This window comes from Kitasatospora sp. NPDC088134 (assembly GCF_044741705.1).
In the GTDB taxonomy this organism is placed as follows: Bacteria; Actinomycetota; Actinomycetes; order Streptomycetales; family Streptomycetaceae; genus Kitasatospora.
The window spans coordinates 50,699-65,357 of record NZ_JBIUTD010000021.1; the positions used below are offsets into that span (position 1 = coordinate 50,699).

The window sequence follows — 14,659 nt, forward strand, 5'->3', positions numbered from 1 at the left end:
ATCTCACCGCCTACAACCGTCACCGGGGCAGGGGCCGCAACCCGCCGCGAATGGCCGGAACCCGACCGGCGCACTCACCCGTCCGCGCGCTGATCGGCACACCCGACCGGGCCGGTCCATCCGCCGAACGGGCGGTAGCGGCGAACGCGGACGGTTCGCCGCGCGCGGCCGAGGAGATAGCTAGTTGTATGTGGAGCCGCAGCCAGGAGGGATCTCCCGTGGACATCTGGTGGACTCTGCACCTCAAGCGCGACCCGGCCAGCGTGCCGCTCGCCCGCCGCATTCTGCTCGGCGCCATGGACTCCGCCGGGGTCGACCCGCAGATCGCCTTCGACCTGGGCCTGGCCCTCACCGAGGCGTGCGCCAACGCGGTCGAGCACGCCGCCCCCGCGCAGGCCGGCGACACCTACCAGGTCACCGCCTCGATCGGCGGCGACCGGGTGCGGATCGAGGTCGCCAACGCGGCCCCGGCCGGCTCCCGCCCGGCCCCGCTGCGCCGCGCCGCAGACCGCCCGGCCGACCGTCCGGCTGACCGCGCCGCGGACCGCCCCGCGGACCGCCCTGCCCCGCGCTGCCGCACCCGCCGCGGCCGGGCCTCCGTCCCCGCCCGGGTACTGGCCGCCGCCCGCCCCGCGAGCCGCACCGCGCCCTACGACACCCACGTGCTGCCCGCGCTGCGCGCCGTGCTCCCCGTCCCCGGCTGCGACACCGTCCCGGACCTGGAGGCCGAGTCCGGGCGCGGCCTGTTCCTGATCCACGCCCTCGCCGACCACGTCCAGCTCCGCACCCACCCCCAGCGCGGCGCCACCGTCAGCTTCGACAAGCTGCTCACCCCCGGCGCCGCCGCGGCCCTGCTGCGCACCGCCTCCTGACCCGGCGCCGCCCCCGTCCCACCCTCCGGAACCCGCTGGCGGCCCACCCGGCCGCCCCGGTTATGGTCTAGTCCAATCACCGGAGGGGACCATGACCACCACCACCGCGGAGCCGGCCTCCGCCTCCCGCCAGGCGCTGTCCCGGATGGGCCGGGCGCTGCGCGGACGCGACTTCCGGATCTGGTTCGCCGGGCAGCTGACCTCCGCCTCCGGCGCGCTCGCCCAGGGCGTCGTGCTGTCCTGGATGGTCTACCAACTCACCCACAACGCCGTCTGGTTGACCGTCCTGACGGCCTGCACCTGGGGCCCCACCCTGCTGCTCGGCCCGTGGGCCGGTGCGCTGGTCGACCGCTCCGACCGCCGCCGCCTGCTGATGGTCACCCAGGGCCTGATGCTCGCCCTCGGCCTCGCCCTGGCCGCCACCACCGCGCTGTTCGGCCAGCACCTGTGGCTGCTGCTGACCCTCGCCACCTGCACCGGCCTGGTCGCCACCGTCGACTCCCCCGCCCGTCAGGTCTTCGTGGTCGACCTGGTCGGCGCCGGCTCCGTCGCCAGCGCCGTCGGCCTCTGGGAGGTCGCCCTCAACGCCTCCCGGGTGATCGGCCCGGCCGCCGCCGGCGCCCTGCTCGCGGCCGGCGGCCCCGCGCTCGCCTTCGCCTTCAACGCCCTCACCTACCTCGCCCCGCTGCTCGCCCTGGCCCGGCTCCGCCCGGCCGCCCCCGTCGACCGCACCGCCGAGCGCGGCCCGCGGGCGAGCGCCCGCGAGGGCCTGGCCTACGCCCGCCGCTCCCCGATCGTCCGCGGCCTGCTGCCGATGTCCGCCGCCAGCGGCCTGATCTTCGCCATGAACCTCACCGTCCCGCCGCTGGTCGACCGCGCCCTCGACCTCGGCCCGGCCGGCTACTCGACGCTGATGGCCGCCTTCGGCCTCGGCGGCCTGCCCGGCGCGCTGCTCGCCGCCGCCGCGCCCGAACCCACCCCGCGCCGGGTGCGCACCCTCGCCCTCGCCACCTCGGTCGCTGTCCTCGCCACCGCGCTCGCCCCCGACGCGTGGACCGCCGTGGCCGGGATGTTCGCCGTCGGCCTGACCTCGATCCGGTACATCGCCAGCGCCAACACCCTCGCCCAGCTCCGCTCGGCCCCCGAGATGCGCGGCCGGGTGATGTCGCTCTGGGGCAGCGCGATGACCGGCACCCTCCCCTTCACCGGACTCGCCGTCACCTTCGTCGCCCAGGAGGTCGGCGCCCGCACCGGCTTCGCGCTCTCCGGCGCCGCGCTGCTGCTCGCCACCCTGGCCGCCTGGCGCGCGCTGCGCCCCGCGGTCTGAGCCCCCGGCAGGATCGTCGGGGCCGGATGTCGAGAACGGCGCCCCCGCTCCGACCCGGCCGTGGAGACCGACCGCACCGTGAGGAGCCCACCGCCGTGCCGTACATGCTGCAGCTGCACTTCAGCCAGGCCGACACCGCCGTCCCGCCGATCCCCGACTGGGACCCGCAGGCGGTCGCCGCCCACCTCGGGTACATGCGCGACGCCGTCGCCGAGCTCACCGCCACCGGCGAACTCGTCGAGGCCCGCGGTCTGGCCCTGCCCGACACCGCCCGGATCGTCCGCGCCACCGGCGGCGCGCCCGCCGTCACCGGGGGTCCGTTCGCCGCCACCAAGGAGTTCCTGTTCGGCTGGTGGATCGTCGACTGCGCGCCCGAGCGGGCCGTCGAGCTGGCCGCCCGGCTGTCGGCCGCGCCCGGCCCGGCGGGGGAGCCGATGAACATGCCGATCGAGGTCCGCGAGCTGATGTCCGAACCGCCGAGCGCCGACTGACGGCCGGCGGTTCGGACATCAGCTCGCGAATTGCCGGGAATGTCCGACCGGCGGACCATGGTGATCATGATGCACCAGATGCGCGCCGAGACCGATCCGACCGGCGCCACGGAATCCGTGGTCAGCTGGCACATCGTCCGCAACGCGGACCCCGTCGCCCTCTGCGGCCGGGAGCTCTCCCCGGCCGCCCCCGTCCAGGACGCGGCCCACTGGACCGGCGACCCCGACCACAACTGCCACACCTGCGGGGCGCTCTTCCTGCGCGAGGCCCCGTACCTCCCGGAGGAGCACACCGGCTGACACCGGACCGGCCGCCCCGCCGGGCCGGGGGGCCTACGAGCTGTTCCGCCGCCCGGTGCGCCGGTCCCACCTGCTGCGCAAGGCGTACGGCGACCGGCAGCTGCGGCTGATCACCCCTCAGGGGTTGGTCCAGCGCCGGGGCCTGACGGAGCGGACGGTGTTCGACAGCGCGCTCGACTTCCGCGCCGAGCCCTCCGGCGCCCCGGCCGCCGGGCCGGTCCGAGCCCCGCCGGACATGCCGGACGGCCGGCCCCGTGCTCCTCGCACCGGACCGGCCGCCCGAACGCCGGGGGACCGACGGGCGCTCAGCCGCCGCTCTTGCGGCGGAAGGTGCGCTTGCCGCCGGCCGCCCCGTGGGTGCCGTGGATCTTCGAGTCGCCGCCGGGTCCGCCGGCCGCGTTCCGGTTCCCGCCGCCCTTGCGCTGCAGCGCGGCCAGGAACTTCGCCTTCTGGTCGTCCGCCCCGGCCTGCTCGGGGGTGTCGGCGCCCGCCTCCGGCGCGGGCTCGGCGGACGGGGCGGTGTCGCTGCTCATGCGGGACCTCCTGGACGGGAGCGGGTGTGCAGGTCACACCCTGCCATGCCGGGCGGGGGTGCTGTCAGCCGATATCGCGCTCCGTCAGCCCCGGCGCGCCGCGGCGGGCCCGCCCTCCTGCCCGCCGGCCTGCCCGCCGCGGTACTCCAGCCCGCCCATCAGGAAGAGCAGGGTGAGGGTGGGGAAGCCGATCGAGGCGATCACCAGTACGAAGAACTGCCAGACCATGGGAGGCTCCTGTCGCGGATCGGGCGAGCGGGTCGAGAGTCCGGACCGGCGGCCACCAGGTGCCGCCGATTGTCATATCTCGCCCCATTATGTCCGAATCATTCTGCGGACGGATCGCCGTCCGACCCCTGTTCGGGCCCCGGCCCCGCCCGCAGACTGGTGGGCATGCGGGTAGAGCTGGCAGTTGACGCGCGCCGCCCGGACCGGGGCTGCGAGGACTTCGCCGCGGCCACCCCGGAGGCCCTGGTGCTGCTGGACGGGTCCAGCACCCCGGAGTCCCTGGCGACCGGCTGCACCCACGGCACCGCCTGGTACGTCCGCCGGCTCGGCGTCCACCTGCTGGCCCGGCTCACCGACCGCGCCGACCGGACGGCCGCCGAGTGCCTGGCCGACGCGATCGCCGAGACCGCCGCCCTGCACGGCGGCCGCTGCGACCTGGCCAACCCGGCCACCCCCGCCGCGATGGTGGTCGCCGCCCGGCTGCGCGGCGACACCCTGGAGTACCTGGCGCTCGGCGACTCCCTGCTGGTGCTGCACCCCGAACAGGGGCCGCCCCGGGTGATCGGCGACAACCAGCGCTTCCCCGGCGGCGAGGAACTGCGCCGCCAGGTGTGGTCGACCGTCCCCGGCAGCGCCGAACGGGCCGCGCTGCACCTCCGCTACGCCACCGCGGTCCGGGCCGCCCGCAACACCGGCCACGGGCCGTGGATCGCCGCCGCCCTCCCGCGGGCCGCCGAGCACGCCGAGACCGGCACCGTCGCCCGGGCCGGACTGCGCGGCGCCGCCGCCCTCTCGGACGGCGCCGCCCGCTTCACCGACCGCCTGGAGCTGGGCAGTTGGGCCGATGCCGCGCAGCTGCTCGCCGAGGCCGGACCGGCCGAGCTGATCGCCCGGGTCCGGGCCGCCGAACGCACCGACCCGCACTGCCTGCGCTGGCCGCGCAGCAAGGCGCACGACGACGCCGCCGCGCTCTACGCCCGGCTCTGACCCGCCCTCAGTGGGCGGTCAGGAACACCGCCCGGGCCTCCGTGCCGTCCGGCGCGGTGTACCCGGCCACCACCTCGCCCGCCGCCGGCCCGTCCGCCGCGCCCACCGGCTCCAGCACCCGGCGCAGCACCGCCCCGGTCGCCCCGGCCGACGGCCCCACCGCCACGCTGCCGTCCACCGTGTCGCTCTCGCTCTGCATCTGCGGCACCGCCTCGCCGCGCAGCAGCCGCACCAACTGCTCCCGCACCACCGGGTCCCGGTCCCCGTCGTAGAACCAGCGGGTCCCCAGCACACCGTGCTCGGTCACCCCGATCAGCGCCCCCTCGGGCGCCCCCGCCAGCGGCTCCCCCCGGTACGCCATCGGCACCAGGTAGGCGTCCTGACCGTCCGTCACCACCATCAGCTCGATCCCGACCTCCCCCGCCGGATCGTCCAACCGGAACCCGCCGGCCCGGACCAGCTCCCCGCCCCGCCCCAGGAACCACTCCTGCCGGGGCAGCCACCCGCCCAGCAGCTCCAACTTGCCCGGTTCCATGGTGGTCCGGTGGATCGTCGCCATGCCCGCCTCCTGCTCGATGGATTTCCCGCGCCGCCCAGCCTACGGACCGGCCCGGCCGGTAGCGTGGGCGGCCGGAACGGGACACGGAGGGCCGGGGGATGGGGATCAGGCAGGTCGGCGAGGGGGCCGGGCGGCGGGCGGGGGCGGCCCTGGGCGCGGTGACCGGGGCGGTGGCCTCGGCCCGGTCGAAGGTCGGCTCGGACTGGGCGCGGCGGGCCCTGGAGACCCATCCGAAGCCGGGCGTCCCGCCCACCGAGCCCTGGGAGGTCTCGCTCGCCGGACTGGTCGGCCGCCTCCCGCACGTCCCCGGCCCCGCGGTGCGGCTGCTGCACCTGCTGGACGGGCTGGGCCAGGTCGCGGTCGGGCCGGCGGAGGTCGGCTTCGACGGCGAGACGGTCGCCTGGGAGAAGGTGCTGGAGATCCGCTGCCACAGCACCGTCGACCTGCTCCCCGACGTGGTGGTCGACCGCGAGGTGGACCGGATCCGCGAGTTCCTGCCGCCCGTCCCCGGCCGCAAGTGGCTGGTCACCAAGGCCGCCGAGGCCCTGCTCACGATCGGCCTGGCGGCGACCGCCGCCGCCGAGCGGCAGGAGCGGTCACTGCCCTGCGAGATCGTCACCAGGAACCTGATCGGCCGCCCCAAGAGCCTGCCCGGCGGCCTGTTCGCGGCCTCCGTGCTGACCCTGGTCCCGGAGGCGGGCGCGGCCCTGCTCGCCGCCGCCGAGGAACGCGGCATCGAGATCACCGTCGTCGACGACCCGATGACCGGCGTCCACGCCGAACACGCCGCCCGACTCCGCGGCGCCACCGACCGCCTGACCGACGCGCTCCGCCGCCTCCGCGCCGCCGACCCCGAGCACACCAAGGCCGAGATCGGCGCCGCGGCCCTCGCCGAACTCGAAGGGCTGCACCCCCCGCGCCCGGTGGACGGCTGACGGTCAGTCAGCGACCCGCCCGCCCCGTCAGCGGCTCACCGCGAACGGCGCCGGCGGCAGCGGCTCCCCGTCGGGGGCCCTGCCCGCGCTGTCCAGCCCGACGACGGTCAGCCGGCCCGCGACGGACACCACCCCGGTGGGGAAGCGCCCGCCCGCGGTGGTGCCCTGCGGAAGGTCCAGCGGCTCCCAGCCGCGCCGGGTCAGCTCCGCGCCGGTCGGCCGGAAGACGCCGTCCGCACCGGCCGCGCCCACCACGGCGAGCCCGGACGGGGTGCGGACCAGGTCCTCCAGCCGGCCGGCGGCGATACCGGTGTCCCGGTGCGTCCAGCGGCGGCCGTCGAAACGCGCCAGCAGCGGCCGCTGGTCCCGGGAGGCGTCGTTCTGGCTGCCCGCCGCCCACACCTCGCCCGGGCCCGCGGCGACCAGCCGGGTCAACTCGCCGTACCGGGAGTCCAGCTCCGGCGCGGCGAACCGGCGCCAGGACCGGCCGTCCCAGCGCAGCAGCAACGGCCGGGCCCAGCCCTCCGGGGTGCCGATCGAACCGGCCGCCCACACGTCCGCCGGCCCGGCCGCCACGACGGCGGACAGCGTCCAGTAGTCGGTGTCGAGCGCGGGCACCGCCACCCGCGTCCAGGCCCGGCCGTCCCAGTGCGCGATCAGGCCGTAGAAGGTCAGCAGATCGTCCGGCTGGTACGCCCCGACCGCCCACACGTCGTCCGGGCCGCCCGCCGCCGCGAGGCCGCCGAACCCGGCGGTCACCGCGTGCTCGGGGACGGGGGACTCCAGCGCCTGCCAGCGCCCGGCCCGGTGGCGGAAGGCCGGGATCCCGGTGGCGCCGCTCCGGCCGGTCAGCCAGACGCCGCCGGCGCCGTCGGAGGAGACGGTCGACGCCGCGAGGCCCTCCGGCAGGGCGCGTTCACGCCAGACCCGGTCGTGGACGCCGCGGGCGAAGAGCACCGGGACGGTGGTCACGTTGCCCCGGCCCTGCCCGAACCGCCGCGACCCGACCGCCCAGACCTCGCCCCCGCCGACCGCCGACACCTGCTGGACGGACGCGTTGCCGGCCGGGAACTCCTCGCTCCGCCAGCGCCCCGGCCGCTCACTGCCCCCTTCGGCGGCCCGCGCCCCGGTCGGAACGGCCGTCGTCAGCAAGGCCCCGGCCATCGAGGCCAGTACGGTGCGCCGCCTCATCGGACCGCTCCTTCGTCGACCGACACCTCGGGCCCCTGCACGGGGGCCAGGTCGGCCCGGTGCACCAGGTCCAGCACCCGGGGCGCGCGGACGAACGCCAGCAACTGGTCCGCCGTCACCGGCGCGGAGACGCCGGCCCGCTCGTCCGGGGAGACGCTCACCGACACATCGCTCGACCCCAGGTGGAACAGGACCGACGTGCCCGTCACCCGACCGTCGCCCTGCGGGGACACCCGCACCACGGCCCGGGTGCCCGCGTCGAGCGCCACCTCCGCGCACGTCCCGCCCTTGGCCGCCTCGCCCGCCGCGCACGAGCGCTCCGTCGCGCCCTGCGGGGCCGGCACCACCGAGAACCGGATCACGTGGCTGCCCTGCGACGAGGTCGCCAGGTACAGCGGCACCTGGCCGGCCACCAACCGGATCCGCCCCAGCCCCGGCGGCAGCAGGTCCTGCAGCGCCGCCGCCGTGTCCTGCCGGAACGCCGTCACCCGCGCCCGCTCCGCGTCCGGCAGCCCCTCGGACGCCCCCGCCGAACCGGCCGGCGCGGGCGACGGCGACAGCTCGACCGTCCCGAACACCTGCGGGACCGCCGCCGACGCCGGCTGCACCCGAACCCCCGGCCCGTCCCCGTTCCCGACCGGACCGCCGACGGCCGCCAGCCCGGTCGCGGCCAGCGCCACCGCGCACACCGCCGCGGCACCCCCCGCCACCCGGGCCCGCCGCCGCTGCCGCCGCCCGTCCGCCATCGCCCGGACCGCCAGCCCCGGCGGGTCGCCCAACCCCGCGACGGCCCGCGCCATCGCCTCCCGGACGGACACCTGCTGCTCCTCCACCTGCTGCTCCTTCGCCTCTCGATCGGTGGACCGGGCCGCGCACCGCGACCGGTCAGGGGACTCGCACGGGCGTGCAGGAACTCGCCTCGCCCAACTGCTCGCGGAGCCTGGCCAGCGCCCGCGAGCACTGGCTCTTGACGGTGCCGGTGCTGCATCCGAGCAGGTCGGCGACCGTCTCCACGCTCAGGTCCTCCCAGTACCGCAGGACGACCATCGCCCTGGCCCGGGGCGGGAGTTCGGCCAGCGCGTCGAGCAGCACCAGCCGCAGGTCGGCGTCGCCGCGCGGCGCCTCCTCGGGCCGTGCGGCCAGCGCCCCGAGCCGACGCGCCACCGACCGCCGCCGCTGCTCACCCAGGAAGATCCTGGTCAGCACGGTGCGGGCGTAGGCGTCCAGGTGCTCCACCCGGGAGGCCCGCCGCCAGTGCGCGAAGAGCTTGGCCAGGGTGGCCTGTGCCAGGTCCTCGGCCCGGTGGACGTCCCCGCACAGCAGGTACGCCGTCCGGTACAGCCGCCGCCCGGCCCCGGCGGCGTACTCCTCGAACCCCGACTCGTCTGTTCTGCGCATCCGCCCCTCCGGCTGCTCGGCCCTCTCACCCCTCCTCAATGCGCGAGCCCCCCGGAAGGTTGAGCCCCGGATTCCGCGACCGGCGGAGCGGGCGGTGACCACCGCGTCCGTGCGCCGCCCCGCGTGCCTCCGCGGCAACCTTTTCGGCCCCCGCGGCCACTCAGTGGTGTCCGGCCGAGCAGTTCGGTCGGATGCGACGACGGAGAGAGAGCACCGGCGTGTCCCCTGAACGAGAGCACAGAGACGACCCCCGCCCGCCCCACGTCGCCGAGGGCGTCGCACGGGCGGGCCGCCGCGGGCGCGGGGCGCGTCCGCCGCATCGCGCCCGCCGGCTGTCCCGGCACCGGGGTCTCTGGGCGGCGGTCGCCCTGGCGGTCGTGGGCGCCACCGCGGCCGTGGCCCAGTACCACGACCGGAACGGCGCCGACCAGCAGCGGCAGCTCGCCCCGGCCGGCAGCATCGGCGGCACCGGGGATACGGGGAGCTCCGGCAGCAGTGCCGCCCCCACCGGGCCCGCCGCGCCGGACGGCAGCGCTCCGGCGAACCCCACCCCGAGCACCCGCCCGACACCGGCGCCACCGGCCTCCCCGGCCCCCGGCGGCGGCAGCCCGGCGAAGAGCTTCCTGGGCAGCAGCACGCTGCTCATCGGCGGCTCGATGTCCGACGCCTCGGCGAGCGCCGCGCCGTTCGACGTGCAGTACGCCTACGTGCACAGCCGGCCCGCGCCCTCCTCGGACTACTACACGGCAGCCCGCTGCCAGGACGCCTGGTCGGGCTGGTGGGGCTGCTGGACCGGCAGCACCACGGCGCCCGGCACGTACGTGACCTACAAGGACGCCAAGGCGGCTCATGCGACCTACCGGGGCAAGCCGCACCCGCAGAAGCAGCTCTGGACCTGGTACTCGCTGCGCGACCTCGGCGACGCGGCGGGCCAGGGCGACGGTCCGGGCGAGGTCCAGGCCATCAACCGGGCCGACCTGCTCACCCGCTACCTGAACGACTACCGCTTCTTCCTGCAGAAGATCGGCACCTCGCACGACATGATCGACCTCGAACCCGACTTCTGGGGCTACGTCCGGTCGCTCGGCAACCCGCACCGGGTCGCCGCCCAGGTCGGGGCCGCGAATCCGACGGACTGCGGATCGCAGGAGGACAGCGCCGCCGGCCTGGCCCGGTGCCTGATCTCGATGGCGCACACGTACGCGCCGAACACCGGGGTGGGGCTGCACCTGTCCTGCTTCGACTGGCAGCAGAACACCCCGCAATGCGTCAAGGACTACGCGGACCTCGGGGCGAAGGACGCCGACTTCCTGGTCACCGACGTGACGGACCGCGACGCGGGCTGGTACGCGCTGCCCGCCCACGGCAGCCGTGACACCTTCTGGGACGACCGGAAGGGCTTCGCCGCGCTCGGGTTCTACCGGACGATGGCCGAGTCGGTGGGCAAGCCGGTGGTCCTGTGGCAGATCCCCCTGGGCAATGCGGCGCAGAACAACACACCCGACCACTACAAGGACGACAAGGTCGACTGGTTCTTCTCACACCTGGACCAGGTGGCGAACGCCCATGTCGGCGCCCTGCTGTTCGGCGCCGGCTGGCAGGAGCAGACCACGGTCGAGACCGACGGCGGCAACCTGATCAACAAGACCATCGCCCAGCACAACGCGGGCGGTACCGCGCTCAAGTAGGCGCATCCGCGCCGGTGGCCCGGTCTCATTGCGGTGCGGAGAAGCGCCCCCAGACCGCGAGGGCACCGCCGGAGTCCGAGGCGTCAGCCCGGTAGCCGTCGTCCTTGGGGTTCCGCGGGCCGGTGGCGTGGTTGTACTGGGCCGCGAAGACGTGCTGCCCCGGCGGCACCGTGAAACCCGGTTTGAGCGTCCAGCGGTAGACCAGCGCACCGGCCTGCTCCTGCACGGTGACGGTGAACCAGTCGGTCGGCAGCGTCTGCCAGGAGCCGGTGCTCCGCACCCCGCCGGTCTGGGCGATCCGCACCTCCACGGCGAGGGCGGCAAGCGGCTGGGTGGTCCTGAGCGTCAGGTTGCTCTGCGCCCAGTAGACCGTGCTGTGCGGGTCGACCGAGCCGTCCGACGACAGCGCTCCCTGCTGCACCTGCGTGCCGTCGGACGGCGGCCGGCTCGGACCGCCGGTCGGCGCGGCCGAGGCCGGCCCGTCGGCCGGCACCGTTTGGGCCGGACCGCCGGTCGGGACGGTCGGGACCGGGCCGCCCGTCGGCACGGCCCGGGTCGGGCTGCTGCTGGGAGAGCTCGACGGCGTCGGACTCGCCGTCGCCGTCGCGGTCGTCGTGGGAGCGGTCGCGATGTCGGGCCGCGGTGGCGGAGTCCGGACCACGGCGGCCACGGCCACGCCGACGGCCAGGATGCCGGCCGTGGCAACGGACGCGACCACCGCCTTCGGCCAGGAGCGTCCCACCCGCGGCCGGTGGGGGCGGGCCGCGGCGGGTGCCATGCCGCGTTCCAGCCGGGCCCGGATCCGGGCCCGGTCGGGCTGGTGCTGCTCGGCGGCGTCGCGGAGCAGCCCGGCGACCTCCTCGTTCAACGACTCCTCCTGCCCGTCACCAGTTCTCCGGCCGCGCGTGCGCCCAGCATCCGTTCCAGCTCGGCCATGCCCTTCGAGGACTGGCTCTTCACCGTACCGACCGACACCCCGAGAGCCAGCGCCGTGTCCCGCTCCGACAGGTCGAAGGCGTACCGCAGCACCACGCACGCCCGCTTGCGGAACGGCAACCGGGCCAGAGCCGTCCGCACGTCCACCACCGCAGCCACGTCCGGACCCTCGATCCGCTCCGACCGGTGGGACCAGAACAAGGTGATCCGCCGCCTCTCCCGTACCGAACTGCGGATCCGGGCCCGCGCCAGGTTGGCCACGACACCCCGCGCGTACGCGACCGGCTCCTCCGCTGCGCGCAGTCGGTCCCACCGTTGCCACAGGGCGAGCAGCGCATCGGCCGCCAGATCGTCGGCCGCGTCCGCTTCGCCCGTCAACAGGTGGGCGAAGCGGGCGAGTTCGGCGTAATGGCGTTCGAAGAATCCATGGAACTCCGCGGACGCATCATCGAAGAGCATGTCCGTCGGCAGCCTCTCAGTGCGTTGTTGGCGCTCACATCCGAAAGTGGAGAGCGGCAGCGTACCAATGGGTAGCCGGCTCCGGTGCACCCAAGTGGTCCCGTCCGCACACGTCCCCGTCCGCGGGCGGGGGGCCGAGGACGGCACCGACCGCGCCCGACGGCCCGACAGAAAAACTCCTCCCGAACGGCAACCTTCTCGGGACCGGCGGCAACTGACGGGTAACCGGGGCCGAGAGCAGGGCCCACAACGCCAGAAGGACAAGCCCTTGCCGGATCAGAAGCGTGCCCATCGCCGCCGTCCGCCCACCCGCCGGGTGGTCGCCGTCGCCGTGGCCCTCGCCGCCGTGGGCGCTGCCGTACCGCTGGTGGCCCAGGCCGCGTTCACGTCGAATGCCGCCCCGCCGAGCACGCTGGGTGCGGCGGCGGCCGGGAGCGGCCGCTACTTCGGGACGGCGGTCGCCGCGGGCCGCCTCGGCGACCCGACCTACGCCGGCCTCCTGGACCGGGAGTTCACCATGGTCACCCCGGAGAACGAGCTGAAGTGGGACACCGTCGAGCCGTCCCGCGGCAGCTTCGACTTCGGCCCGGGCGACCGGATCGCCGACCACGCGGCCGCGCACGGCCAGCGGATGCGCGGCCACACCCTGGTGTGGCACTCCCAACTGCCCGGCTGGGTCGGCGGCATCCGCGACGCGGGCACGCTGCGCAGCGTGATGAACAACCACATCACCCAGGAGATGGCCCACTACAAGGGCCGGATCTACGCCTGGGACGTGGTCAACGAGGCCTTCGCCGACAACGGCAGCGGCCAGCAGCGCAGTTCGGTGTTCCACGACGTGCTGGGCGACGGCTTCATCGAGGAGGCGTTCCGCACCGCCCGGAGCGCGGATCCCGCCGCCAAACTCTGCTACAACGACTACGGCATCGAGGACCGGTCGTCCGCCAAGACCCGGGGCGTCTACGCCATGGTCAAGGACTTCAAGGCCCGCGGCGTGCCGATCGACTGCGTCGGCTTCCAGAGCCACTTCGGCCCCGGCGGCGCCCCGGCGAGCTTCCGCACCACGCTCGCCGACTTCGCCGCGCTCGGCGTCGACGTCCAGGTCACCGAGCTGGACCTCGCCCAGGCCGCCCCCGCCGCCTACGCCGGCGCCGTCCAGGACTGCCTGGCCGTGGCCCGCTGCACCGGCATCACGGCCTGGGGCATCCGCGACAGCGACTCCTGGCGCACCGGCGAGAACCCGCTGCTGTTCGACAACAACGGCAACAAGAAGTCCGCGTACGGCCCGGTCCTCACCGCCCTGAACAGCGCCGCCGGTGGCGGCACACCCCCGGCCGGGGGCATCGTCCCCGGCACCCTCTACACCCTCTCCGCCGCCGGCGCCGCCGGACGCGTCCTCGACGAACCCGCCGGCCAGAACGCCAACGGCACCCCGCTCCAGGTCTGGGACGCCAACGGCACCGCCGCCAACCAGCACTGGCGCGCCGACCGCAACGCCGACGGCACCTACACCCTGATCAACCAGGCCAGCGGCAAGGCACTCGACGAACCCGGCAACCGGACCGGCAACGGCACCCGGATGCAGGTTTGGGACGCCAACGGCGGCGCCAACCAGCACTGGCGCGCCACCCGCAACGCCGACGGCACCTACACCCTGATCAACGCGGCCAGCGGCCGCGCCCTGGAGACCCCCGGCAACCAGACCGCCAACGGCACCGCCGTCCAGATCTGGGACTCCTGGGGCGCCGCCAACCAGCACTGGACCTTCAGCACGACCGCACCGACGACGGGCGGCACGTGCGCTCTCCCGTCCTCCTACCGCTGGTCATCGACGGGTGTGCTCGCCCAACCGGCCAACGGCTGGGCCGCGTTGAAGGACTTCACCGACGTCGTCTACCAGGGCAAGCACCTGGTCTACGCCTCGAACGTCAACGGCTCCACCTACGGCTCGATGGCCTTCGCCCCCTTCACCGACTGGTCCGCCATGGCCACCGCCGCGCAGACCGGCATGGGCCAGGCCGCCGTCGCCCCCACCCTGTTCTACTTCGCCCCCAAGAACACCTGGATCCTGGCCTACCAGTGGGGCGCCTCGCCCTTCGTCTACCGCACCTCCACCGACCCCACCAACCCCAACGGCTGGTCCGCCCCGCAGCCCCTGTTCACCGGCTCCCTCCCCAACACCGGCACCGGCCCGATCGACCAGACCCTGATCGCCGACGACCAGAACATGTACCTCTTCTTCGCCGGCGACAACGGCAGCATCTACCGCGCCAGCATGCCCCTCGCCAACTTCCCCGGAAACTTCGGCTCCGCCTACACCACCGTCATGACCGACACGGTGAAGAACCTCTTCGAGGCCCCGCAGGTCTACAAGGTCAAGGGCCAGAACCAGTACCTCATGATCGTCGAGGCCCGCGGCGCCACCGAGCAGCGCTACTTCCGCTCCTTCACCGCCACCACCCTGAACGGCACCTGGACCCCCAACGCCGCCACCGAGACCAACCCCTTCGCCGGCAAGGCCAACAGCGGCGCCACCTGGACCGACGACATCAGCCACGGCGACCTCGTCCGCGACAACCCCGACCAGACCATGACCGTCGACCCCTGCCACCTCCAACTCCTCTACCAGGGCAAGAACCCCACCGCCACCGGCCCCTACGACCAACTCCCCTGGCGCCCCGCCCTCCTGACCCTCCAACCCTGACCCGCCCGAACCGCGGCGAGCCTGATCGGGTGCGGCCTGCCGGGAGCGTTC

At 75.2% G+C, this 14,659-nt stretch carries 16 protein-coding genes; 8 read left to right on the top strand and 8 right to left on the bottom strand.

Annotation, left to right across the window (positions count from 1 at the left end; all coding sequences use genetic code 11):
- Positions 1 to 50 precede the first annotated feature (50 nt).
- The 4 genes from ACIOHG_RS27275 to ACIOHG_RS27290 all read left to right on the top strand — a co-directional run bounded on the left by ACIOHG_RS27275 (position 51) and on the right by ACIOHG_RS27290 (position 2,990).
- Entirely contained in the window at positions 51 to 872 is an 822-nt protein-coding gene (locus ACIOHG_RS27275) for an ATP-binding protein (RefSeq protein WP_400954308.1), read from the top strand.
- Positions 873 to 963: 91 nt separating this feature from the next.
- Entirely contained in the window at positions 964 to 2,199 is a 1,236-nt protein-coding gene (locus ACIOHG_RS27280; protein ID WP_400954309.1) for an MFS transporter, read from the top strand.
- 104 nt (positions 2,200 to 2,303) lie between these two features.
- The gene (locus ACIOHG_RS27285) at positions 2,304 to 2,690 is read left to right on the top strand and encodes a YciI family protein (RefSeq protein WP_400954424.1); all 387 of its coding nucleotides are present in this window, start codon (positions 2,304 to 2,306) and stop codon (positions 2,688 to 2,690) included.
- A gap of 66 nt (positions 2,691 to 2,756) precedes the next feature.
- A complete protein-coding gene (locus ACIOHG_RS27290; protein ID WP_400954310.1) occupies positions 2,757 to 2,990 on the top strand; it encodes a hypothetical protein in 234 nt (77 codons plus the stop codon).
- Between the two features lie 305 nt (positions 2,991 to 3,295).
- Here the strand turns inward: ACIOHG_RS27290 and ACIOHG_RS27295 are convergent, their stop codons facing one another.
- A complete protein-coding gene (locus ACIOHG_RS27295; RefSeq protein WP_400954311.1) occupies positions 3,296 to 3,523 on the bottom strand; it encodes a DUF5302 domain-containing protein in 228 nt (75 codons plus the stop codon).
- 84 nt (positions 3,524 to 3,607) lie between these two features.
- Complete coding sequence (locus ACIOHG_RS27300; RefSeq protein WP_400954312.1) at positions 3,608 to 3,751, bottom strand: hypothetical protein; 144 nt, start codon at positions 3,749 to 3,751, stop codon at positions 3,608 to 3,610.
- Positions 3,752 to 3,916: 165 nt separating this feature from the next.
- Here ACIOHG_RS27300 and ACIOHG_RS27305 point away from each other — a divergent pair, with 165 nt between their 5' ends.
- The gene (locus ACIOHG_RS27305) at positions 3,917 to 4,738 is read left to right on the top strand and encodes an integrase (RefSeq protein ID WP_400954313.1); all 822 of its coding nucleotides are present in this window, start codon (positions 3,917 to 3,919) and stop codon (positions 4,736 to 4,738) included.
- A gap of 7 nt (positions 4,739 to 4,745) precedes the next feature.
- Here the strand turns inward: ACIOHG_RS27305 and ACIOHG_RS27310 are convergent, their stop codons facing one another.
- Complete coding sequence (locus ACIOHG_RS27310) at positions 4,746 to 5,297, bottom strand: 1,4-alpha-glucan branching protein (protein WP_400954314.1); 552 nt, start codon at positions 5,295 to 5,297, stop codon at positions 4,746 to 4,748.
- Positions 5,298 to 5,395: 98 nt separating this feature from the next.
- On the opposite strand from ACIOHG_RS27310, the gene ACIOHG_RS27315 reads away from it, so the two are divergent.
- Positions 5,396 to 6,232, top strand: a complete 837-nt coding sequence (locus tag ACIOHG_RS27315) for a hypothetical protein (RefSeq protein ID WP_400954316.1) — start codon at positions 5,396 to 5,398, stop codon at positions 6,230 to 6,232.
- A 27-nt stretch (positions 6,233 to 6,259) separates the two neighbouring features.
- On the opposite strand, the gene ACIOHG_RS27320 is transcribed toward ACIOHG_RS27315, so the two are convergent.
- From ACIOHG_RS27320 to ACIOHG_RS27330, 3 genes are read right to left on the bottom strand one after another with little or no spacing between them, the layout of a single operon-like run.
- Positions 6,260 to 7,423, bottom strand: coding sequence for a hypothetical protein (locus ACIOHG_RS27320; RefSeq protein WP_400954317.1), 1,164 nt, complete (start codon positions 7,421 to 7,423; stop codon positions 6,260 to 6,262).
- The gene (locus ACIOHG_RS27325; RefSeq protein ID WP_400954318.1) at positions 7,420 to 8,256 is read right to left on the bottom strand and encodes a hypothetical protein; all 837 of its coding nucleotides are present in this window, start codon (positions 8,254 to 8,256) and stop codon (positions 7,420 to 7,422) included. Before ACIOHG_RS27325 ends, ACIOHG_RS27320 begins: the two co-directional genes overlap by 4 nt.
- Before the next feature lie 52 nt (positions 8,257 to 8,308).
- Positions 8,309 to 8,821, bottom strand: coding sequence for a SigE family RNA polymerase sigma factor (locus ACIOHG_RS27330; protein ID WP_400954320.1), 513 nt, complete (start codon positions 8,819 to 8,821; stop codon positions 8,309 to 8,311).
- A gap of 377 nt (positions 8,822 to 9,198) precedes the next feature.
- Between ACIOHG_RS27330 and ACIOHG_RS27335 the strand changes: the two genes are divergently transcribed.
- On the top strand, positions 9,199 to 10,509 hold the full coding sequence (locus ACIOHG_RS27335) for a lectin (RefSeq protein ID WP_400954321.1): 1,311 nt from the start codon (positions 9,199 to 9,201) through the stop codon (positions 10,507 to 10,509).
- A gap of 25 nt (positions 10,510 to 10,534) precedes the next feature.
- On the opposite strand, the gene ACIOHG_RS27340 is transcribed toward ACIOHG_RS27335, so the two are convergent.
- A complete protein-coding gene (locus tag ACIOHG_RS27340; protein ID WP_400954322.1) occupies positions 10,535 to 11,377 on the bottom strand; it encodes a hypothetical protein in 843 nt (280 codons plus the stop codon).
- Positions 11,374 to 11,904, bottom strand: a complete 531-nt coding sequence (locus ACIOHG_RS27345; protein WP_400954323.1) for a SigE family RNA polymerase sigma factor — start codon at positions 11,902 to 11,904, stop codon at positions 11,374 to 11,376. Before ACIOHG_RS27345 ends, ACIOHG_RS27340 begins: the two co-directional genes overlap by 4 nt.
- Positions 11,905 to 12,220: 316 nt before the next feature.
- Here ACIOHG_RS27345 and ACIOHG_RS27350 point away from each other — a divergent pair, with 316 nt between their 5' ends.
- A complete protein-coding gene (locus ACIOHG_RS27350; RefSeq protein ID WP_400954425.1) occupies positions 12,221 to 14,608 on the top strand; it encodes a non-reducing end alpha-L-arabinofuranosidase family hydrolase in 2,388 nt (795 codons plus the stop codon).
- Positions 14,609 to 14,659 lie beyond the last annotated feature (51 nt).